The organism is Caballeronia jiangsuensis, assembly GCF_046030135.1.
Lineage (GTDB): Bacteria > Pseudomonadota > Gammaproteobacteria > Burkholderiales > Burkholderiaceae > Caballeronia > Caballeronia jiangsuensis.
On sequence record NZ_JAQQDB010000015.1, the window covers coordinates 52,517 to 74,507 of the forward strand.

Annotated in this window: 19 protein-coding genes; 12 read left to right on the forward strand and 7 right to left on the reverse strand. The window is 63.6% G+C overall.

Annotation, left to right across the window (positions count from 1 at the left end):
- Positions 1 to 58 precede the first annotated feature (58 nt).
- From gatA to PQR08_RS17590, 4 genes are all read left to right on the forward strand, one after another.
- A complete protein-coding gene (gene gatA, locus PQR08_RS17575; protein ID WP_408161920.1) occupies positions 59 to 1,552 on the forward strand; it encodes an Asp-tRNA(Asn)/Glu-tRNA(Gln) amidotransferase subunit GatA in 1,494 nt (497 codons plus the stop codon).
- 2 nt (positions 1,553 to 1,554) lie between these two features.
- Complete coding sequence (gene gatB / locus PQR08_RS17580; protein ID WP_187608221.1) at positions 1,555 to 3,024, forward strand: Asp-tRNA(Asn)/Glu-tRNA(Gln) amidotransferase subunit GatB; 1,470 nt, start codon at positions 1,555 to 1,557, stop codon at positions 3,022 to 3,024.
- Between the two features lie 90 nt (positions 3,025 to 3,114).
- Positions 3,115 to 3,954, forward strand: coding sequence for a polyphosphate kinase 2 family protein (locus PQR08_RS17585; protein ID WP_187608222.1), 840 nt, complete (start codon positions 3,115 to 3,117; stop codon positions 3,952 to 3,954).
- Between the two features lie 26 nt (positions 3,955 to 3,980).
- On the forward strand, positions 3,981 to 4,769 hold the full coding sequence (locus tag PQR08_RS17590; RefSeq protein WP_408161922.1) for an exodeoxyribonuclease III: 789 nt from the start codon (positions 3,981 to 3,983) through the stop codon (positions 4,767 to 4,769).
- Between the two features lie 681 nt (positions 4,770 to 5,450).
- Here PQR08_RS17590 and PQR08_RS17595 read toward each other — a convergent pair.
- The 4 genes from PQR08_RS17595 to metX are packed head-to-tail and all read right to left on the reverse strand — an operon-like array spanning position 5,451 to position 9,444.
- Complete coding sequence (locus PQR08_RS17595) at positions 5,451 to 6,365, reverse strand: M48 family metallopeptidase (protein WP_408161924.1); 915 nt, start codon at positions 6,363 to 6,365, stop codon at positions 5,451 to 5,453.
- Entirely contained in the window at positions 6,362 to 7,648 is a 1,287-nt protein-coding gene (locus tag PQR08_RS17600) for an AmpG family muropeptide MFS transporter (protein ID WP_035497361.1), read from the reverse strand. The genes PQR08_RS17595 and PQR08_RS17600 overlap by 4 nt, the downstream gene beginning before the upstream one ends.
- Positions 7,649 to 7,693: 45 nt before the next feature.
- Entirely contained in the window at positions 7,694 to 8,302 is a 609-nt protein-coding gene (gene metW / locus PQR08_RS17605) for a methionine biosynthesis protein MetW (protein WP_035497363.1), read from the reverse strand.
- Positions 8,299 to 9,444 (reverse strand): homoserine O-succinyltransferase MetX, encoded by a 1,146-nt coding sequence (gene metX / locus PQR08_RS17610; RefSeq protein ID WP_408161926.1) that lies wholly within the window; start codon positions 9,442 to 9,444, stop codon positions 8,299 to 8,301. The genes metW and metX overlap by 4 nt, the downstream gene beginning before the upstream one ends.
- Before the next feature lie 293 nt (positions 9,445 to 9,737).
- On the opposite strand from metX, the gene PQR08_RS17615 reads away from it, so the two are divergent.
- Both PQR08_RS17615 and PQR08_RS17620 read left to right on the forward strand, forming a co-directional pair.
- Positions 9,738 to 10,019, forward strand: a complete 282-nt coding sequence (locus PQR08_RS17615; protein WP_408161928.1) for a type II toxin-antitoxin system Phd/YefM family antitoxin — start codon at positions 9,738 to 9,740, stop codon at positions 10,017 to 10,019.
- Entirely contained in the window at positions 10,016 to 10,336 is a 321-nt protein-coding gene (locus PQR08_RS17620; protein WP_035497370.1) for a type II toxin-antitoxin system RelE/ParE family toxin, read from the forward strand. The genes PQR08_RS17615 and PQR08_RS17620 overlap by 4 nt, the downstream gene beginning before the upstream one ends.
- On the opposite strand, the gene PQR08_RS17625 is transcribed toward PQR08_RS17620, so the two are convergent.
- Together PQR08_RS17625 and argB are read right to left on the reverse strand one after the other, a co-directional pair.
- Complete coding sequence (locus PQR08_RS17625) at positions 10,322 to 11,074, reverse strand: pyrimidine 5'-nucleotidase (protein WP_408161930.1); 753 nt, start codon at positions 11,072 to 11,074, stop codon at positions 10,322 to 10,324. The genes PQR08_RS17620 and PQR08_RS17625 overlap by 15 nt on opposite strands.
- Before the next feature lie 63 nt (positions 11,075 to 11,137).
- Complete coding sequence (argB, locus tag PQR08_RS17630) at positions 11,138 to 12,037, reverse strand: acetylglutamate kinase (RefSeq protein WP_035497373.1); 900 nt, start codon at positions 12,035 to 12,037, stop codon at positions 11,138 to 11,140.
- A gap of 144 nt (positions 12,038 to 12,181) precedes the next feature.
- Between argB and PQR08_RS17635 the strand changes: the two genes are divergently transcribed.
- From PQR08_RS17635 to PQR08_RS17660, 6 genes are all read left to right on the forward strand, one after another.
- A complete protein-coding gene (locus tag PQR08_RS17635; protein WP_408161932.1) occupies positions 12,182 to 12,403 on the forward strand; it encodes a cysteine-rich CWC family protein in 222 nt (73 codons plus the stop codon).
- 110 nt (positions 12,404 to 12,513) lie between these two features.
- Positions 12,514 to 13,806 (forward strand): ATP-binding protein, encoded by a 1,293-nt coding sequence (locus PQR08_RS17640; RefSeq protein ID WP_408161934.1) that lies wholly within the window; start codon positions 12,514 to 12,516, stop codon positions 13,804 to 13,806.
- A 43-nt stretch (positions 13,807 to 13,849) separates the two neighbouring features.
- Positions 13,850 to 14,392 carry a response regulator transcription factor gene (locus PQR08_RS17645; RefSeq protein ID WP_408161936.1) on the forward strand — a complete coding sequence of 181 codons (543 nt, stop codon included), beginning with the start codon at positions 13,850 to 13,852 and terminating at the stop codon, positions 14,390 to 14,392.
- 470 nt (positions 14,393 to 14,862) lie between these two features.
- The gene (locus PQR08_RS17650) at positions 14,863 to 16,422 is read left to right on the forward strand and encodes a methyl-accepting chemotaxis protein (RefSeq protein WP_408161937.1); all 1,560 of its coding nucleotides are present in this window, start codon (positions 14,863 to 14,865) and stop codon (positions 16,420 to 16,422) included.
- Between the two features lie 159 nt (positions 16,423 to 16,581).
- Positions 16,582 to 17,883, forward strand: a complete 1,302-nt coding sequence (locus PQR08_RS17655) for a solute carrier family 23 protein (RefSeq protein WP_238209499.1) — start codon at positions 16,582 to 16,584, stop codon at positions 17,881 to 17,883.
- Positions 17,884 to 18,322: 439 nt separating this feature from the next.
- Positions 18,323 to 20,209, forward strand: coding sequence for a YadA family autotransporter adhesin (locus tag PQR08_RS17660; RefSeq protein ID WP_408161939.1), 1,887 nt, complete (start codon positions 18,323 to 18,325; stop codon positions 20,207 to 20,209).
- A 63-nt stretch (positions 20,210 to 20,272) separates the two neighbouring features.
- Here PQR08_RS17660 and PQR08_RS17665 read toward each other — a convergent pair whose 3' ends face one another.
- Positions 20,273 to 21,922: a Na+/H+ antiporter gene (locus PQR08_RS17665; RefSeq protein ID WP_309879398.1), complete on the reverse strand. Its 1,650-nt coding sequence runs from the start codon at positions 21,920 to 21,922 to the stop codon at positions 20,273 to 20,275.
- Positions 21,923 to 21,991 lie beyond the last annotated feature (69 nt).

Consider the following 21,991-nt stretch of genomic DNA (forward strand, 5'->3'; position numbering starts at 1 on the left):
GCGCCCATCAAGTGACATTGCGCGCGGATCGAATGCCCGCGCTCATCAGGGAACTGCAATGCATCAAAAGAGCTTGACCGAACTGCGCGCGGCGCTCGACTCGAAGGAAGTCTCCGCGGTCGAACTGGCGCAGTCGTATCTGCAACGCATCGAGGCCGCGAAGGCGTTGAACGCGTTCATCGGCATCGATTCCGAGCTCACGCTCGAACAGGCGAAAGCCGCCGACGCGCTTATCGCGCAGGGCAATGCCGGTGCGCTCACGGGCTTGCCGATCGCGCACAAGGACGTGTTCGTCACGCGCGGCTGGGCGTCGACGGCCGGCTCGCACATGCTCGAAAACTACGCGAGCCCGTTCGATGCGACCGTCGTCGATCGTCTGAAGCACGCCGGCATGGTGTGCCTCGGCAAGACCAACATGGACGAGTTCGCGATGGGCTCGTCCAACGAGAATTCGTACTTCGGCGCGGTGAAGAATCCGTGGGATCTCAAGGCGGTGCCGGGCGGCTCGTCGGGCGGCTCGGCCGCCGCCGTGGCCGCGCGTCTCGCGCCCGCCGCGACCGGCACCGATACCGGCGGCTCGATCCGTCAGCCCGCGTCGTTCACCGGCATCACGGGCATCAAGCCGACTTACGGCCGCGTTTCGCGTTACGGAATGATCGCGTTCGCATCGTCGCTGGATCAGGGCGGCCCGATGGCGCAGACCGCGCACGACTGCGCGCTGCTGCTCAACGCGATGGGCGGCTTCGACGAGCGCGACTCGACCAGCCTGCAACGCGAGAACGAAGACTACACGCGCTATCTCGGCAAGACATGGAACGGCAGCGATGCCAGCAAGCCGCTCGCGGGCCTGCGCATCGGCATGCCGAAGGAGTACTTCGGCGCCGGTCTCGCCGACGACGTGCGCGCGTCCATCGACGCGGCGTTGAAGCAATACGAAGCGCTCGGCGCGACGCTCGTCGAGGTGTCGCTGCCGCAGACCGAGTTGTCGATTCCCGTGTACTACATCATCGCGCCGGCGGAGGCATCGTCGAACCTGTCGCGCTTCGATGGCGTGCGCTACGGGCATCGCGCGGCCGAGTACCGCGATCTGCTCGACATGTACAAGAAGTCGCGCGCGGAAGGCTTCGGGCCGGAAGTGAAGCGCCGGATTCTCGTCGGCACGTATGTGCTGTCGCACGGCTATTACGACGCGTACTACCTGCAGGCGCAGAAGATCCGCCGCATCATCGCGCGGGACTTCCAGGAAGCGTTCACGCACTGCGACGTCATCATGGGGCCGGTCGCGCCGTCCGTCGCGTGGAATCTCGGCGAGAAGACCGACGATCCCGTGCAGATGTATCTCGCCGATATCTACACGCTGTCCGTGAGTCTCGCTGGCCTGCCCGGCATGAGCGTGCCGTGCGGCTTCGGCGCGGGCGCGAACGCGAGTCGTCCGGTCGGCCTGCAGATCGTCGGCAACTATTTCAACGAAGCCCGGATGCTCCAGGTCGCCGACGCGTTCCAGCGCGCGACCGACTGGCACCGCAAGGCACCATCGGCATCGGGAGTGTGAACATGCAGTGGGAAGTCGTCATCGGTCTGGAAACGCACGCGCAGCTTTCCACCGTCTCCAAGATTTTTTCGGGCGCGCCGACTCAGTTCGGCGCGAGCCCGAACTCGCAGGCGAGTCCCGTCGATCTCGCGTTGCCCGGCGTGCTGCCCGTGATGAACCGCGGCGCTGTCGAGCGGGCGATCCGCTTCGGGCTGTCGATCGGCGCGCACATCGCACCGCGCAGCATCTTCGCGCGCAAGAACTACTTCTATCCGGATCTTCCGAAGGGCTATCAGATCAGCCAGTACGAGATTCCGGTCGTGCAGGGCGGTCAGATCACGATCCAGGTTCCGGCCAATGAAAAGACGGGCAAGGAAGCGTATTCGAAGACCGTCAACCTGACGCGCGCTCACCTCGAAGAGGACGCGGGCAAGTCGCTGCACGAAGACTTCGCGGGCATGACGGGCATCGACCTGAATCGCGCGGGCACGCCGCTGCTCGAGATCGTCACGGAGCCGGAAATGCGCAGCGCGGCGGAAGCGGTCGCGTATGCGAAGGCGTTGCATGGCCTCGTCGTGTGGCTCGGCATTTGTGACGGCAACATGCAGGAAGGTTCGTTCCGTTGCGACGCGAACGTGTCGGTGCGTCCGGTCGGCCAGAAGGAATTCGGCACGCGCGCCGAGATCAAGAACCTGAACTCGTTCCGTTTTCTCGAAGAAGCGATTCAGTACGAAGTGCGTCGTCAGATCGAGCTGATCGAAGATGGCGGCACGGTGGTTCAGGAAACGCGCCTTTACGATCCGGACAAGCGCGAAACGCGTTCGATGCGCAGCAAGGAAGACGCGCACGATTACCGCTATTTCCCGGACCCGGACCTGATGCCGCTCGTGATCGAGTCGTCGTGGGTCGAGCGCGTGAAGGGCGAAATGCCCGAGCTTCCGGCGGACATGCAGAAGCGTTTCGTCGATACCTACGGCCTCACGCCGTATGACGCGGGCGTGCTGACGTCATCGAAGGCGATGGCGTCGTATTTCGAGGCGCTCGTGCAGAAAGCGGGCGCCGCGCAAGCGAAGATCGCCGCGAACTGGATGATGGGCGACGTCTCCGCGCAACTGAACCGCGAATCGCTCGACATCGGCGAATCGCCGGTTTCGAGCGCACAGCTCGCGCTGATCCTGCAACGCATCGCCGACGGCACCATCTCCAACAAGATCGCGAAGGACATCTTCCAGACGATCTGGGACGAGAAGGCGACGGACGATGCTGCGGCGGACCGCATCATCGACGCGAAGGGCCTGAAGCAGATTTCCGACACCGGCGCGCTCGAAGCGATCATCGACGAAGTGCTCGCGGCGAACCAGAAATCGGTCGACGAATTCCGCGCGGGCAAGGAGAAGGCGTTCAACGCGCTGATCGGCCAGGCGATGAAGGCGACCAAGGGCAAGGCGAATCCGCAGCAGGTGAACGAGTTGCTGAAGAAAAAGTTATCCTGATAGCTTGTCCCGACGCGGGATGAATGGGCTGCTGCCGGTTGAGCCTGGCAGCAGCCCGTTTTTCATTGGCGAACCCAAGAACAAAGAGACATGGCAAAGAAACCCGGACTCGACGACTTTCGCGTGCCATTCTTCGACGGCGGCAAGAAGCTGAAGCCGTTCGACCTGAGCGCGATCGATCCCGCCGCGAAGCCGTTTTCGAGCGGCTCGAAAGATGAAGATCGCGAACGCCTCACGGCGATCGGCGTGCAACTCGACGACCTTCAGGAGAAGCTTCACGCGCAGCGCCGCCGCCGCGTGCTGCTGGTGCTGCAAGGCATGGACACGAGCGGCAAGGACGGCACCGTGCGCGCGGTATTCCACGATGTCGATCCGCTCGGCTTGCGCATCGTGCCGTTTCGCGCGCCGTCGGAGCGCGAGGCCGCGCACGATTTCCTGTGGCGCGTGCATGCGCAGGCGCCGCAGGCCGGCGAGTTCGCGATCTTCAATCGCAGCCACTACGAAGACGTGCTCGTGCCGCGCGTGCTGAAGCAGATCGATGCCGACGAATGCGAGCGGCGTTATCGCCATATTCGCGACTTCGAGTCGCTGCTCGCGGATAGCGGCACGACCATCGTCAAATGCTTCCTGCATATCTCGAAGGACGAGCAGCGCGAGCGCCTGCAGGCGCGCATCGACGATCCGACCAAGCATTGGAAGTTCGACGTCTCCGATCTCGACGCGCGCAAGGAGTGGGACGACTATCAGGCGGCGTATGCGGATACGCTCGGCGCGACGTCCACCGAATATGCGCCGTGGTACATCATTCCGGGCAATTCGAAGACGCATCGGAACGTGATGGTCGCCGAGCTGCTGTTGCGCACGATGCAGGACATGAAGCTCGAATTTCCGCCCGCGAAGGAATCGCTCAAGGGCGTGAAGGTCGAATAAAACGAACTCAAAAAAAGAGGAAGCGTATGTTTCGCGTGATTACCGCCAATCTGAACGGCATCCGTTCGGCCGCCAAGAAAGGATTCTTCGACTGGTTCGGCGAGCAGAAATCCGACGTCGTGTGCGTGCAGGAAATCAAGTGCTCGCAAGACGACCTGACGCCCGAGTTTCTCGCGCCGCACGGCTTTCAGGGGTATTTTCAGCACGCGGTGAAGAAGGGTTACAGCGGCGCGGGCCTTTACACGCGTCACGAGCCGGACGACGTGATCATCGGTTTCGGCTCTGAAGAGTTCGATCCGGAAGGGCGGTACGTGGAAGCGCGTTTCGGCAAGCTGTCGGTGGTGTCGGTGTATGTGCCGTCGGGGTCCAGCGGCGACGAGCGTCAGCAGGCCAAGTATCGCTTCATGGACGAGTTCATGCCGCATCTCGACGCGCTGTCGAGAGAGCGCGAAGTGATTCTGTGCGGCGACGTGAACATCGTGCACAAGGAAATCGACATCAAGAACTGGAAGAGCAATCAGAAGAACTCTGGGTGCCTGCCGGAAGAACGCGCGTGGCTCACGAAGCTCTTCGACGATGTCGGTTATGTCGATGTGTTCCGCACGCTGGATCAGCGCCCCGAGCAGTACACATGGTGGAGCAATCGCGGTCAGGCGTATGCGAAGAACGTCGGGTGGCGTATCGACTATCAGATCGCGACGCAGGAAGTCGCCGCGACCGCGAAGAAGACGTCGATTTTCAGGGACATCAAGTTCAGCGATCATGCGCCGTTGACTATCGATTACGAGTGGAAAATCGCGAAAGGGAAGAAGTAAGGTTCTGGCTTCTATGGATGTCCTGTATTCATGGTGGTCTATTAGCACTGCCCCTCCCCGGGGCGGGGGTCACTTTCTTTGCTGCTGCAAAGAAAGTAACCAAAGAAAGCAGCTTCTCACCGCCCGCGGTCACACGCACGTTGGCCATGCTTGCCAGCCCGCGGTGGCACTCGCCTAAGTGCCGCCCTCAAAGGCCCAACCGGGCTTGGCTCGCGCACGGACTGCCGCTCCAGATGTTTAAGCGCGCTGGTTCAGCACCAGATAGCTTCGGCACAGCGCTACGCGCTGCCGTCGGGGATGCGAGGGAAACCGTCGGTTTACGTATGCAGTGCATTGAGATGGCGGCGTGAGCAAGAAAGCACGCGCAAACCCGATTGACCCGTCGGCCGCGAAGCGGGCCGGAGCTATTTGGTGCTGAACCAGTCTGTTCTGTGGTGCGATGGTTCAGACCGTGCGCGGTCCAAGCCCTTATCTGCTTGTGAGGGCACTCGCTACTGCCGGGCCATTAGGCCAATCGCCTGTGCCGCGGCCGGCGTGAAGTGCTTAGGCTGGGGAAAGCTGTTTCTTTGGTTACTTTCTTTGCAGCAGCAAAGAAAGTAACTGCCGCCCCGCACAGGGGCAGTGCCAATAAACCGACACGAACACAGGCCATCCCTAGAAGCCCAAGCAAACAAAAAACCCCTAACGCCCAGTCTTCTTAAACCGCCCCATGCCCGCATAATTCGGCAATTGATCAATGGTCTTGCCGACCGCCTTAGCATAAAGCGGCATCATGTCCGACATGCGCTTGAGCAGATCCTGCCTGCGATCCGGCCCATACGGATGCAGCCAGATGAATCCGACATCCGCGCGCCGCGTTCCCGAATCGATCTTGTTCCACAACGTGACGGCCGCCCGCGGATCGTAACCCGCGCGCGAAGCGATCTCGCTGCCGATCACATCGGCTTCAGTTTCATCGGCGGGGGAATAGCGCATGGTCAGCAACTCATCGCCGATATCAGACTGTTGCGACGAATAGTTCGAAAAGCCGAACAACTGCGGCGGCGCGCCCGCCGAGAGCTGCGCCGCCTGCTGCCGGCCGAGCCGCTCGCGCGCATGCTCGCGCAACGCGTGTGCGATCTCGTGGCCGATCATCATGCCGATCTCGTTATCGTTCAGATGCAGCTTCTCGATGAGACCGCTATACACGACGATCTTCCCGCCCGGCAGGCACACCATGCGCTCTTCAGGCGACTTGATGACATTGATCTCCCATTTCCAGTTCTTCGCGCGATCGTTCCACTTGAGCGCGAACGGAATCTCGTGATTCGCGATGTCGCGCACGCGCTTCACGAGCGGGTTGCTATCCGGAAGCAATGTCTTCGCGCGCTCAGCATCGAGAATGACCTGCGCGTATTCCTCGGCGGACTGCGCTTCGAGCGTCGCCGGCGGAATCAGATTGCGAAACAGCGCCGTATTGCCGAAGCGGATCTGGTTGTTCGGTGCGGAGTACGGCGGCGGCGTCTTCTGTTCGTCCTGAGCATGCACGGACAAGGGCGCGAGCGACGCCCATGTCAACGCGCAAGCCAAGGCGCGAAACTTGAAAGAAACCGTCATCGTTGAGTTCTCCAGGGCGCGATCTTGGGCAACAGTAACATGCCCGGAATGGACAGCACGACGCAGATCATGAAGTAGGGAAACCATCCCGTTTCGTTCACGATATAGCCGCTGCCCGCCGCGGCGAACGTGCGCGGCACCGCCGCGAGACTCGTAAAGAGCGCGAACTGCGTCGCGGTGTAGCGCGGGTCCGTGGTGCTCGCGATGTACGCGGTGAAGGTGGCGAGCGTGAGACCCGTCGCGAAGGTTTCGAAGCCGTACAGCACGGCGAGCGCCGCCGGCGACGGCCCGATCTTCGCGAGCCACGCAAAGCCCAGCGTCGCGATGATCTGCAGCACGCCGAAGATCCATAGCCCGCGCGCAATGCCGATCTTCACCAGCGCGATCCCGCCGAGCAACCCGCCCGCGATGCTCGCCCAGAACGCGACCGCCTTCGCAATCACGCCGATCTGCGCAAGCGAGAAACCGACGTCGATGAAGAACTTCGTGGCGAGCGCGGTCGCCATCGTGTCGCCGAGTTTGTAGAGGAAGATGAAGCTGAGCACGAGCAGCGCAGCGCGCCAGCCATCGCGTGTGACGAACTCGTGAAACGGCTCGACGATCGCCTCGCGCAGATTCTTCGGCGGCGCGCCGTGAATCTCCGGCTCCTTGACGACGAGCGTCATGATGAGACCCGGCAGCATGAACGCGGCGGTGATAAGAAACACGGTCTTCCACGGCAGAACGGTCGCGAGAATCAGCGACAGCGAACCGGGCACGAGTCCCGCGACCTTGTACGCGTTGACATGAACCGCATTGCCGAGCCCTTGCTCGGTATCGGCGAGCAGTTCGCGGCGATACGCATCGATGACGATATCCTGACTCGCGCTGAAGAACGCGACGAGCGCGGCCACCGCCGCGACGGCCCACAGATTCCGTTCAGGCGAGAAGAACCCGAACGAGCCGATCGCCACCATCACGAGCACTTGCGTGACGAACATCCAGCCGCGCCGTCGGCCGGGACTCCAGCCCGGAAAGCGCGGAATGTAACGGTCCATCAGCGGCGACCAGACGAACTTCCACGTGTACGGCAACCCGATCAGCGCGAAGAGGCCGATCTCCTTGACGTTGATGTGCGCGGTCGTCAGCCACGCCTGCAGCAGGCTGTAGAGCGTGAAGAGCGGCAATCCGGACGTGAAGCCAAGAAAGACGCAAATGAGGATGCGCTTGTTGAGAAACGCGCGCCATCCGGGATGTTCTTCGTGAGCAGTTAGAGCGGGCGCCTCGTGTGGCGTATCGGGCATGTCGTATAACGGGCAGTTGTCGATGCGCGAGCGCGCCGGTCATCGTTACCGGCGCTTCACGCGATAGACCGCAAGACTACCACGCCAGTTCGCGCCCCAACGGACCGGCTGGCCGTCGTGCAGCACCACGCGGTCCAGAATCTCGAGGCCCACCTCCGGCGCGAGCGCCTCGAAATCCTTGATCGTGAGCACGCGCACGTTCGGCGTGTTGTGCCATTGATAGGGCAGCGATTTCGACACGGGCATGCGCCCCTGAATCACCGACAGCCGATGTTGCCAGTATCCGAAATTCGGAAACGACACGATGCATTGGCGCCCGACGCGCACCGTCTCGCGCAAGATCGCGGCGGTTTGATGGATCGTCTGCAGCGTTTGCGACAGCACGGCGAAATCGAAGCTGTCGTCTTCGAAGAGACGCAGGCCGTCTTCGAGATTCTGCTGGATCACGTTCACGCCTTTTTGCGCGCACGCGAGCACGCCGGCATCGTTGATTTCGATGCCGTAGCCCTTCACTTCGAGTTCTTCGCCGAGCAGCGAAAGCAGCGAGCCGTCGCCACAGCCGAGATCGAGCACCGTCGAGCGCGGTTCGACCCAGCGGGCGATCGCCCGAAAGTCCGAGCGCAGCGCGAGCGAATCGAGAGTGTGCTGGTTCATGCGCCGATCTCCGTGGCAATGCGTTCGTAATAGGCGCGCATGAGATTGTGATAGCGCGCGTCGTCGAGCAGGAAGGCGTCGTGGCCGTGCGGCGCATCGATTTCCGCGTAGCTCACCGTGCGCTTGTTGTCGAGCAGCGCCTTCACGATTTCGCGCGAGCGCGCGGGCGCGAAACGCCAGTCCGTCGTGAAGCTGGTGATCAGATATTTCGCGCTGGTATTGGCGAGCGCTTTGGTGAGATCGCCGTCGAATGCTTTGGCGGGATCGAAATAATCGAGAGCGCGCGTGATGAGCAGATACGTGTTCGCGTCGAAGTATTCGGCGAACTTGTCGGCCTGATAGCGCAGATACGACTCCACTTCGAACTCGACATCGAAGTTGAAGTTGTACGCATCGAGCGCGCCCTCGGCACGGCGCAGCGCGCGGCCGAATTTTATGGCCATGTCGTCGTCCGACAGATACGTGATGTGGCCGATCATCCGCGCGACGCGCAAACCGCGACGCGGCTTCACGCCGTGCGCGTAATAATCGCCGCCGTGGAAATCGGGATCGGAGAGAATCGCGGAGCGCGCCGTTTCGTTGAACGCGATGTTCTGCGCGGAAAGCTTCGGCGTCGATGCCACGACGATGCAATGCGCGAGCCGTTCCGGATACATCATGCTCCACGCGAGTGCCTGCATGCCGCCGAGGCTGCCGCCCATCACGGCCGCGAAGCGCTCGATGCCGAAGCGGTCCGCGAGACGCGCCTGCGCGTTCACCCAGTCTTCGACCGTGACGACCGGAAAGCTCGCGCCGTACGGCCTGGATGTCGCGCCGTCGATGCTCATCGGTCCGGTTGAGCCGAAGCACGAGCCGAGATTGTTCACGCCGATCACGAAGAAGCGGTTGGTGTCGAGCGGCTTGCCGGGACCGACCATGTTGTCCCACCAGCCGACATCCTTCGGGTTATCCGCATGAATGCCCGCGACATGATGCGACGCGTTCAGCGCGTGGCACACGAGCACCGCATTCGAGCGCGCGGCGTTGAGTTCGCCGTACGTTTCGACGACGAGCTCGTAGTCGCCGAGCAGCGAGCCGTTCTGCATCTTGAGCGGCTCGGTGAAGCGCAGTGTTTGGGGAGTGACGATGCCGATCGATTCCATTCATTCCGCCTTTGACCAAGCGGCTAAACGGTGTCGGCGATGCGCGGAAAAACATTGATGGCGCGGCTGACGACCTCTTTAGCCGCATTTATAGTGAACGCCCGTGAATCATCACTGAGGTTCGCGCGCCCGCAATCGAGTCAGCAAATCGGCGCGTCGTTGATGTTCGAGAAAATCTCGTTAGCGATGAAGTATAGCGGAAAACGTAATTAAGCCGCCATTTGCACGGTCTTGGATGCGGCCCGCTTTTGCGTCTATATTGTCTAATCGTCTCGTCTTGCCAGGGAACGGAAATGAAACCGAGCCGGGTCAGACCGCTGAGTCATCTGAAGAGCCGTGCGGCCGAGATGATCCGCAACATCGTCGAGAGTCGCGAGCCGATGCTCATCACGCAGAATGGCGAGGGCAGGGTGGTCGTGCAGGACGCGCAGTCGTACGAAGATCTGCATCAGACGCTCGCCTTGCTTAAGATTTTGGCGATGGGACAGAAGATCATCGAGGCCGGCCAGTGCATGAGCGCGGCCGATCTGTTCGCCGAGATCGAGCGCCTGGACCGCGAAGAAGGCGTCGAATGAAGACCGTCTTTCTCGATCCCGTGCGCCAGGATTTGCACGACTTCCGGCGCTACGTCATCAACAAGTTCGGCGGGACCGCGTGGGCCGCGACGCGCAACAAGTTCGCCGATACCATCGCCGAGATCGAAGCCGCGCCGCGCAATGGCTCGACGCCGCCGGAACTCATCGACTTCCGCATGTCGGGCTACTACGAAGTCGCGAGCGGCACGAACCGCATCATCTACAAGGTCGATGGCGACACCATCTATGTGCATCTCGTCGTCGATGCGCGCTCGGACCTCGAAGACATTCTCGCGCGGCGGCTATTTCGAATGTAGGCGCCGCCCATGCGATGACGTCAGCGCGCGCAGCGAGCGCACCGTGCGATCCACGTAATGCGGCCTGCCGATGCCCGGCATGCGCACCGACATTCCGCCGCTCGACGTCTTCGCAACCGGCAGATGCCCGACGATCCACACCGTGCGAATCCCCAGCCGCCGATAGCTTTTCAGATGACCGCGCGTGTCCTCGACGAGAATCGCGTCTTCGAGACGCACGTGCGCGCGGCGCATCGCACGGCGAAGCATCGGCGCGTCGGGTTTCGCGCGCCAGTGAGCGCCCTCGCGCATGTCCTCGATCGCGATCACGCGCTCGAACAGCTTCGCGATGCCAAGTTCGGCGAGCACCGTGCGCGCGTAGATCGTCGGCGCGTTGGTAAGCACGATCTTGCGGCCGGGCAGCGCGCGCAATATCCGCGTGAGGCCGCGTTCGGCGCGCAGCATCGACGGCAGATCGGCGAAGGTGTGAACCTCGCGCAGGAAGTCGGCCGGATCGACGCCGTGATGCCTGACGAGCCCGAGCAGCGTCGCGCCGTAACGCACCGTGTAGCCGACGCGCAGCCGGTTCGCTTCGTCGATGTCGACGTTCAGGCGATCCATGATGTATTGCGTCATCCCGCGATTGATCGCCGGGAAAACCGCGTGCGACGCGTGATGCAGCGTGTTGTCGAGATCGAAGAGCCAGACGGGGCCGTGCGTTTTTACGCGGCGTCGGCGGGACGGGCGATGCGGACTCATATCAGCGTTGCACCAAAAGAAACGCCCGCGCATCGGCGGGCGTGAGAAGCGAAAAAATGACGTTCAATGCGAGCGGATCATCGTGCCGAACGGCTGCTCGGTCAGAATTTCGAGCAGCACCGAATGCTCGATGCGGCCATCGATGATGTGCACCGAGCGCACGCCGCTCTTCGCTGCATCGAGCGCGGAGGAAATCTTCGGCAGCATGCCGCCGGAGATGGTGCCGTCGGCGAAGAGGGCGTCGATCTCGCGCGCGGAAAGGTCGGTCAGCAGATTGCCTTCCTTGTCCATCACGCCGGGGATGTTCGTCATCATGACGAGCTTTTCCGCATTCAGCACGACGGCGAGCTTGCCCGCGACGAGATCCGCGTTGATGTTGTACGAGAGGCCGTCCTCGCCGAAACCGATGGGCGAAATGACCGGAATGAACGCGTCGTCCTGCAGCGCCTTCACGACGGCCGGGTTGATCGACTCGACTTCGCCGACCTGTCCGATGTCGATGAACTGGCCCGGATTGTCGCGGTCCGGCATCAGCAGCTTGCGCGCGTGAATCAGGCCGCCGTCCTTGCCCGTCAGACCGACCGCCTGGCCGCCGAAGTGATTGATCAGCGTGACGATGTCCTGCTGCACTTCGCCGCCGAGCACCCATTCGACGACTTCCATGGTTTCTTCGTCGGTGACGCGCATGCCCTGGATGAAGGTGCCCTGCTTGCCGATCTTTTTCAGCGCCTGATCGATCTGCGGGCCGCCGCCGTGAACGATCACCGGATTGATGCCGACGAGCTTCAGCAAGATGACGTCGCGCGCGAAGCCTTGCTTCAGGCGCTCTTCGGTCATGGCATTGCCGCCGTATTTGATCACGACCGTCTTGCCGTGATATTGACGGATATAAGGCAGCGCCTCGGCCAGAATTTCAGCCTTCAGGGTAGGCGCGATTTGCGTGAGGTCGGGTTGCTCGGACATGGCGGCAAATGGGGCGAGGAGCGTTTAAACACGCCGAATTGTACAGGACCGACGCATCGCGGCAGGACGAATTGCCGCGGCGGCGCGACGTTTTCCGGCGGGCGGGCCGACATGCGATCATCGTTCGGACGGATTGATGACAAGATGATGAACGTATTCCCTGAAACGAACGAAAGGGAAGCGCCGGGCTCGCTGGTTTGCGTGCGCTGCGGCGCATCGTTTCGCTGCGGCATGCTCGCGGGCGATGCGGCCTGCTGGTGCGCGGCGCTTCCCGCGTTGCCGCTCGACCGTCTGCGGCCCGAAATGAGTTGCCTGTGTCCGGCGTGTCTCGCGGCGGAAATCGGGCGCGGGGCCGCGCTCGATTAGCAGACCACGCGACCCGGGGTGCGACAAATCGTGCCAGATGCGGCTCGAAGCCCGATGCAAGCGGGATAATGTCGCGGGAAGCGTAACCACGCCGTCAAGCACTCAACGAGATGCATCGCATAACCAATACCGGTCGGGTCAATCTCGGTCACCTCTTCTGGCTTCGCTCGCTCGCGATCATCGGCCAGTTGACGACCATCGCCGTCGTGCAGATCTTCTTCGGCGCGAAGCTCCCGCTGCCCGCGATGCTGCTCGTCATCGCGCTGGAGATGATGTTCAACGGCCTCACGTGGCTGCGCGTCGCGCGGGCGCGGCCGGAGACGAATCTCGAACTGTTCGGCCAGATGTGGGTCGATCTCGGCGCGCTCTCGGCGCTCCTGTTCCTCTCCGGCGGCGCGACCAATCCGTTCGTCACGCTTTATCTGCCGTCGCTCGCAATCGCCGCCGCCGTGCTGCCCTGGACGATGATGGCCTGCCTCGCGCTCTTCGCCGTCGCCTGTTATGCGCTTCTCAGCTACAACTACGTGCCGCTCAATATCGAGAATCCGGCCAATCTCTTCGATTATTTCCGCACGGGTCTGTGGGTCAACTTCATGGTGAGCGTGGGGCTGATCGGCTGGTTCGTCGCGCGCATGTCGCGGGCGCTGCGCGCGCGTGACGCCGCGCTCGCGGAAGCCCAGCAACGTCATCTTCGCGATGAGCGCGCGGTCGCGCTCGGCGTGCAGGCGGCGACCGTCGCGCACGAAATGGGCACGCCGCTTTCGACCATCGCGATGCTCTCCGAGGAACTGCGCGACTCCGCCGCGCACGACAAGAACCTCGCGCCCTACGCCGCGGACTTCGAACTGCTCGAGCAGCAGATGGCGCTCTGCACGTCCGCGCTCGCACGCCTGCGCAGCCGCGCGACGGGTCCGTCGAGCCGACAGGGAATCGACGAATGGCTGTCGAGCTTCATCGAGCAATGGCGTTTGCGGCATCCGCAGGTGAAATTCGCGCAGATCGACGGGACACCCGAAGATGCGTCGATCGACGATGCGGTGGCCGTCGGCCAGATCCTCACGATCCTGCTCGACAACGCCGCGCGTGCGAGCAGCGAATCGGTGACGCTGCAGGCGTCTGCCGAGACCATCGACGAAATGGACTACGTGCGCTTCGACGTGTGCGATCGCGGCCCGGGCATTCCGCCCGCGCTGCGCGCAACGCTGGGCGCGGGCCCGGTCGACAGCACCCAGGGCGGGCACGGCGTCGGGCTATATCTGGCGTTCGCGGCGGCGGCGCGGTTGTCCGGATCGATCGAACTGATCGACGGCAAGCCGCGCGGCACGTGCGCGGTGTTGCGCCTGCCGAACCGCGGCGCGGTCGCGGCGCCGGCGGCGAGAACTGAACGAAGCGGCGCGGCCTGAACTCGAACCCAGGCGCGCCCGATCGGCATTACGGAGAAAAACCATGAGCGATACCAACTTCCTGATCATCGACGACGACGAAGTCTTTTCCGGCATTCTCGCCCGCGGCCTCACGCGGCGCGGCTTCACGCCACATCAGGCCCACGACGCCGACGAAGCGCTGAAGCTCGCCAACCAGCACAAGTTCGGGCAAATCACGGTCGATCTTCATCTACGCAACGATTCCGGGCTGCGGCTCGTCGCGCCGCTGCGTGACCTGCAACCGGATGCGCGCATTCTGGTGCTGACCGGCTACGCGAGCATCGCGACGGCCGTGCAGGCGGTGAAGGACGGCGCGGACAACTACCTCGCGAAGCCGGCGAACGTCGAGTCGATTCTCTCCGCGCTCCACGAGCAGGCGAGCGAGCAGACGGCGGAGGAAGCGATTGAGAACCCGACGCTGCTCTCAGTCGCGCGGCTCGAATGGGAGCACATTCAGCGTGCGCTCGCCGAGAACAACGGCAATATTTCGGCGACGGCGCGCGCGCTCAACATGCATCGGCGCACGCTGCAGCGCAAGCTGGCGAAAAAGCCGGTGCGGCAGTAAAGCGAGAGGACGCCCGGGCGACACTCGGTCGGGCGGCAATTCGATATTGACGGGGAACGGCTTTGGTCGACGCGCTCGGAATACATCGACGATAAAAAAACGAGCGCCCAAAAAAGAACCGCCCAAGCCGGGTGCCAAGGGCGGTAATCGGAGAGTTGCAACAATATGCGCGTACATGGAACACGCATGTAGAAAGCATACGTTGCACGGATGTACGCCCGAATCAGAAAACTCCCAATTAAGCGCCTGCTTAGTTTCTCTGCCGATGGGCAACAATTGGCAGATTTCTTTCGACGCCGCTTTCGCGGGTCTTTCGTCGATATTTCGACGCTCATCCTCACGCCGTTATCTCCTTCATACGCGCTCAAGAAAAACGAAACGAGCGCCGTAAAGCCACTCTGTGCGCAAACCGGAGTTTGCGCCGCGCCGTCCGCGGGCGTCGTCCGCGGGGCGTGAAAGAGGAGACATCGATGAAATGGTTTGACCGCCTGTCCGTGCTCAGCAAGCTGTTGCTGTCTTTCGCGGTCGTGATCCTGTTCTGCGCGTGTGTGGGCGTCACCGGCGTGGTTTCGCTCGCGAAGATGAACGGCCTGATCGAGGAAATCGGCCAACGTCACATGGACGGCCTCTATTGGGTCGAGGAAGTGAACAAGCACAAGCTCAACACGGATCTCGCCGCCGCCAACCTCACGTTCGCCGACGACACCGGCAAGGCAAAGCTGAAGGAAGGCATGTCGGCGTCGCTCGACAGCATGCACCGCGCGTTCGAGCTCATGCGCCCGACGATGCACTCCGCCGAAGGCATCGCGCTCTACGACACGGCGAGCAAGTCCGTCGCCGCGTGGGAAGACATCGTGCTGATGCAGATGGGCAGGAAGCCGATGCCGATCGACGTCGATCAGATGGGCCTCATCGCGCGCGCGATCGCCGCGAGCGAAAAGGCGCGCGATTCGCTGGAGCGCCTCGCCGACTTCAAGAGAAAGCGTGCAACCGACGCGCGCCGCGACGCGGCATCGGAATACGAAACGATGCGCATCGTCATGCTCGCGCTCGTGTTCGGCGCGATGGTCGCGGGCGCGCTGCTCGCGGTTTTGATCGGACGGCGTCTTTCCGCGCAGCTCGGCGGCGAGCCGGCGTACGCGGCGGACATCGCCGACCGCATCGCGCGCGGCGACCTGTCGACGCGCGTCGACACGCGCCCCGGCGACGAGCGCAGCATGCTCGCGAGCCTCGGCAACATGAGCACGAAGCTCGCGGATATCGTCGGCGGGATTCGCCATTCGAGCGAGTCGATTCTGTTCGCATCGCGCGAAATCGCACAGGGCAACACCGATCTGTCGCAGCGCACCGAAGAGCAGGCGGCGTCGCTGGAGGAAACCGCGTCGAGCATGGAGCAGCTCACGCAGACCGTGAAACAGAACGCGAGCAATGCGGACGAGGCGAGCGGCCTCGCGCGCGGCGCGTCGGACGTGTCGGCGCGCGGCAGCGAACTCGTGGGCGAAGTCGTGGATAACATGCGCGAACTGGCGTCCGGCTCCAAGCGTATGACGGACATCATCGCCGTGATCGAGGGCATCGCCTTCCAGACCAATATCCTCGCGCTGAATGCCGCTGTGGAAGCGGCGCGCGCCGGCGAGGAAGGGCGCGGCTTCGCGGTGGTCGCGGGCGAAGTGCGCTCGCTCGCGCAGCGCAGCGCGATGTCGGCGAAGGAAATCAAGGAACTGATCGAGGCATCGACGGCGCGCGTGGACAGTGGCGCGGCGCTGGCCGAGCGCGCCGGCGCGACGATGGCCGAAGTCACGCACGCGGTCCAGCGCGTGACGGACATCATGGCGCAGATTTCATCGGCGTCGCACCAGCAGAGCGCGGGCATCGAGCAGGTGAACCGGGCCGTCGCGCAGATGGACGAGGTGACGCAGCAGAACGCGGCGCTCGTCGAGCAGGCGGCCGCCGCCGCGGGCGCGATGGCCGATCAGGCCGAGCAACTGAAGAGCGCGGTCGCGGTTTTCGAACTGGGACGCGGCGTCTGACGTGGCGGGCAGGGGTGACACGTCGCGGGCATGCGACGGCCAAACGGTCGTAATATCGGCTCGCTTGCCACCCGAGAGCCCGCTCCGTACACTCGCGCCTGATTTCAGATCAAGCGCGCCGCACGGACGGCGCCTCACCGCCGAGAAGGAGCCCCGCCGATGTCCGATTCCTATTTCCCGCGCTGGCCGGTCCAGACGGATGCTCAGGAGGGGCGCATCGTCGCGCCCGACGAGCGCCTCGCCTGGCCGCAGATGATCGCGATGGGCATTCAGCACGTCGTCGCGATGTTCGGCTCGACCGTACTCGCGCCGCTCCTGATGGGCTTCGATCCCAATCTGTGCATCTTCATGTCGGGCATCGGCACGCTGCTGTTCTTCGTGCTGGTCGGCGGCCGCGTGCCGAGCTATCTTGGTTCGAGCTTTGCGTTCATCGGCCTCGTGATCGCCGTGACGGGCTACGGCGGTCATGGCCCGAACATGAACATTCCGGTCGCGCTCGGCGGGATCATCGCGTGCGGCGTGGCTTACACGGTCATCGGCCTGATCGTCGCGGCGGTCGGCACGAAGTGGATCGAAGCGCTGATGCCGCCGGTTGTCACCGGCGCGATCGTCTGCGTGATCGGACTGAATCTCGCGCCGATCGCCGTGAAAGCCGTGATGGGCAGCAGCTTCGAATCGTGGATGGCGCTCGTCACCGTGCTCTGCGTGGGCGGCGTCGCGGTGTTCGCGCGCGGCATGGCGCAGCGCCTCCTGATTCTGATCGGCCTCGCGATCGCGTACGTCATCTATGCCGTGCTGACCAACGGCATGGGCATGGGCAAGCCGATCGATTTTTCGATCGTCGCGAACGCCGCGTGGTTCGGCATGCCGCACTTCACCGCGCCCGTGTTCGAAGCCCCAGCGATGACGCTGATCGCGCCGGTCGCGATCATTCTGGTTGCGGAGAATCTCGGGCACATCAAGGCCGTCGGCGCGATGACGGGCAAGAGCCTCGACAAGTACATCGGCCGCGCGTTCGTCGGCGACGGGCTGGCGACGATCGTCTCGGGTTTCGCCGGCGGCACCGGCGTGACGACGTACGCGGAGAATATCGGCGTGATGGCCGTCACGAAGATCTATTCGACGCTCGTGTTCGTGATCGCGGCGCTGTTCGCGATCGTGCTCGGGTTCTCGCCGAAGTTCGGCGCGGTGATCCAGACGATTCCGGGCCCCGTTCTGGGCGGCGTTTCGATCGTCGTGTTCGGCCTGATCGCGGTGACCGGCGCGCGCATCTGGGTCGTCAACAAGGTGAACTTCTCGGATAACCGCAATCTGATTGTCGCGGCCGTCACGCTCGTGCTCGGCACCGGGGATTTCACGCTGAAGCTCGGGGGGTTCGCGCTCGGCGGCATCGGGACGGCTACATTCGGGGCGATCATTTTTTATGCGCTGTTGCGACGGCGCGGCGGCGGCGTCATCTGATGCCTGAACTCACGCGCGCCCCGTGGCGCGCGTGATGCTTTTAGGCAAGCATATTTGCTTCGTAGTATTAATCAGGCATCTTCGGAATTTTCGGCTGTTGCGTCTTTAAGCTGCTCGCTAACATCCGCGTCATCCATGGCACAGAATGCCCTTTCCTTGAGAGAGCCGTGGTGATTAGTTCGGAATGCGAATAATGATAAACAGGTTGAAACGTATCCAGAAGTCTGATTCGGCTGATATGCCGAAGGCTGCACCAGGGCGAGGCAAGGCTTCATCGAGACGGCAGCGCACGCCGGGCGTTCCGCGCATCCTGGCGATGCTTCTCTCCGTGACAGGTCTTGTCTTTGCCGGCGACGGTTTCGCGCAAGCGGTAGTCATCGGAAGCGGTGCGAGCGCCACAAACTTGATGGGTGGCGCCGATAACGGCGTTGCATTGGGCGTGGACACGCACGCCGACACGACTGCTCTCCCCGGTGCGTCGCCGGTCGCGATCGGGGCCGGCGCCAACGCCACCGGCGCGGGCTCGCAAGTAGCAATCGGCGATGGCGCGGCGGCCCGCGGCGAAAACGCGATCGCGATCGGCGGCCATCCTTATTCCGAAGTCACAACGGCGAACGGCGACTATTCGGTGGCGATCGGCGCGTCGTCTCAGGCGACCGGCCGAGGCGCGATGGCGTTCGGCGGAGACCAGGACAACAGTTCGGGCGCCAACGCCTCAGGTGATTACGCGCTGGCGTTCGGCGCAAAGTCCAATGCATCCGGCCCGGCTTCGATAGCGTTGGGGATGAATTCGCAGGCGCTCAACGCCAACGACGTCGCGCTCGGTTCCGGAAGCGTGACGGCCGCCGCCGTGGGCACCTCGGCGGTGACCCTCAACGGCATGCGCTTCGACTTCGCGGGCGCGGCTCCGACCAGCACCGTCAGCATCGGGAGTGTCGGCGCGGAACGCACCTTGACCAACGTCGCCGCTGGCCGGCTCACCTACGACAGCACCGATGCAGTGAACGGCTCGCAACTGAACGCGACCAATCTGGCATTGGAGCTCGAAGACGGCAAAGTGAACTCGTTCGGCAGCGGCGTGGCGCAGGCGTTGGGCGGCGGGGCGCAATTCAACCCGGCGGACGGCACGTTCACCGGGCCGACCTACAACGTCTACGGGCAGCCGCAGTCGAACGTCGGCGACGCGTTTGCCGCGTTGCAGAATCTCGCGCCCCTGCAATTCTCCACGGCGGCGTCGCCTACCGTCGGCCTTGGCGCCAATGGCTTGCCGGTGTCGAATGACGTCACGCTGGTCGGACCGACGGCCGGCGCCGTCACGCTGCACAATGTCGCGGCCGGCGTCGATCTGACCGACGCGGTCAACGTGTCGCAACTGAAAGCCTTGGACACCAAGCTCGATACGTTGGGCGGCAGCGTGGTTGCATCGCTGGGTGGAGGCTCCGGCTACGATCCGAACACAGGCGCAGTAGCTTCGCCCAACTACAGCGTGTACGGCCAATCGTATGCCGGCGTGGATAATTCCATCGCCGCCTTGCAGAACAACGCGCCGCTGCAGTTCTCGAGCGCGGCCTCGCCCACCGTCGGCCTTGGCGCCAACGGCCAGCCGGTGTCGAATGACGTCACGCTGGTCGGACCGATGGCCGGCGCCGTCACGCTGCACAACGTCGCGGCCGGCATCGATCTGACCGACGCGGTCAACGTCGAGCAACTCAACGGCGCGATCAGCGCGGCGATCATCAACGTCAGTCCCGCCGGCGCGGTATGGGTGACGGGCAATCCGGACACGTATGCCGTTCCGGTCGCCACCGGCGCCAACGCCACGGCGATCGGCAGCGGCGCGGTTGCGTCCGGCCAGTCCAGCACGGCGATCGGCAACGGCGCGGTGGCGAACGCGGATAACTCGGTTGCACTGGGCGCGAACTCGGTCGCCAGCGAGGCCAACACGGTTTCCGTCGGCGCGGCGGGCAGCGAACGCCGTGTGACCAATGTTGCGCCAGCCGTGAACGGGACCGATGCCGTCAACCTGAATCAGATGAACGCCGGCCTCGGCAATCTGCAGAATCAGGTGTCGCAGAATCTGAAGAAATCATACGGCGGCACGGCTGCCGCCATCGCGATTTCGGGGCTGCACTACGACGATCGGCCCGGGAAAATCTCTGCCGCGGTGGCAACGGGCTACTACCACAACCAGATGGGCCTCGCGATGGGCGTGGGCGGCACCTCGGAGGATGGCCGCTGGCGCGTGAATGGCGGCCTGACGCTGGCGCCTACGTTGTCGTCGCCGGATTTCGGCGCGGTCGTCGGGATGACGCATACGTTCAACTGAACGTGGTCAGCGCCTGAGAGCCGGACGCATCGTCAACCGATGCGTCCGGCATTTGCACGCGCGTCACGCGCCCGTCCCTCGCTTGCGATTCACGATCGCCGTCTCTGACAGATCGACTTCCCGCATCAGCTTGTTCAGCGTCTCGTCGTTGATCTCCTGCAGGGACCGCAGCCGCAACAATTCCGCGCGCTCGGCCCGCAGCGCCGCCATCTTGAGCCGCGTCTCCACCAGTTCGCTCTTCTTCGCCGCCACGCGCGGCGCTTCTTCGTCGCCGAGCGATTCCAGCCGTCTGCGATACATGCCCATCACGCGCGCGGTCGAATCGGCGCAGCGCGCGGACCCGGCTTCATCCATCTGCTCGATGAGCTCGTCGTGCGTGTCGTCGATCGCGCGGATCGCCGCCTGCGCCGCGCGGCGGCGCGCCATGCGTTCCTCCGCCGCGTGCGGATTCTTCTCGCGCTCGATACCGCGCAGCATCAGCGGCAAGCCCACGACAGCGATGAGCAGCGATACCAGAATCACCGCCGATGCGATGAAAATGGCCAGGTCGCGCCCCTCGAGCGTCACGGGCAGCGACAGCACGCCCGCGAGCGTGACGGCGCCGCGCACGCCACCGATCGTCGTGAGCGCGAGCGTGCGAAAACCGGGCGCGGCGCTGTCGATGCCGCGTTTCGCGGTCTTGCGCGCCGCGACCCAGCGCAGCGAATACACCCAGACGAATCGCAGCGAATAAAGCGCGACCAGCGTCGCGACCACGTAGCCGATCAGGAGGCCGACTTGCGCGTCGCTGTCGTGATGCGCCTCGATCAGCGCCTGCCCGAGGATGTGCGGAAACTGCAGCCCGAGCAGGATGAACACCATGCCGTTGAAGACGAACTCGATCATCGTCCAGGTGCTCGTCATGCGCACGCGCACCGCGCTCGGAATGCCTTCGCGCAGGCTCTGGATGTTCATCATCATGCCCGCCGACACCGCCGCCAGAATGCCCGAGCAGCCCACATGCTCGGCCATGACGTACGCCGCGAACGGAATCAGGAGCGTGAGGATCACGCCCGCGGCCGGGTCGTCGTCCTCGGAAAACTTCAGGAGACGCGACGGAATTTCGGTCAGCGCCCAACTGATCGCCGCGCCGATCGCGATCCCGCCCGCCGCGATGATGAAAAAACTGATCGTCGCGTCGCGCAGCGAGAACACGCCCGTCAGCGCGGCCGCGATCGCGAACTTCAGCGCGACGAGGCCCGACGCGTCGTTCATCAGCGCCTCGCCTTCGAGAATATGCATCAGGTTCGCTGGAATCCGGTTGCGCCCGGCGATGCCGGTCAGCGCGACAGCATCGGTCGGCGAGAGCACGGCGGCGAGCGCGAACGCGATGGGCAGCGGCATCGTCGGAATCATCGCGTGCAGGAAGTAGCCGAGCAGTCCGACCGTGATGAACACGAGGCCGAGCGCGAGCATCAGGATCGCGCGCCGTTGCATGTAGAGCTCGCGCTTCGGAATGCGCCAGCCGTCCGCGAACAGCAGCGGCGGAATGAAGAGCAGCATGAAAAGCTCGGGATCGAACGTCACATGCAGCGCGAAGCCCGGCCACGCGAGGCACGCGCCGAGCGCGATCTGGATGAGCGGCAGCGGCAGCTTGACCGGGAGCAGGCTCAGGCCGAATCCCGACAGCGCCACGACCAGCAGAAGAATGAGGACGGTAAAGACGATTTCCATGTGTGCGCTACTGCACGACGCGCGCGAGCGGCCGGCGCACGCGGCGTCTAGCATTGATTCGATGAGCCG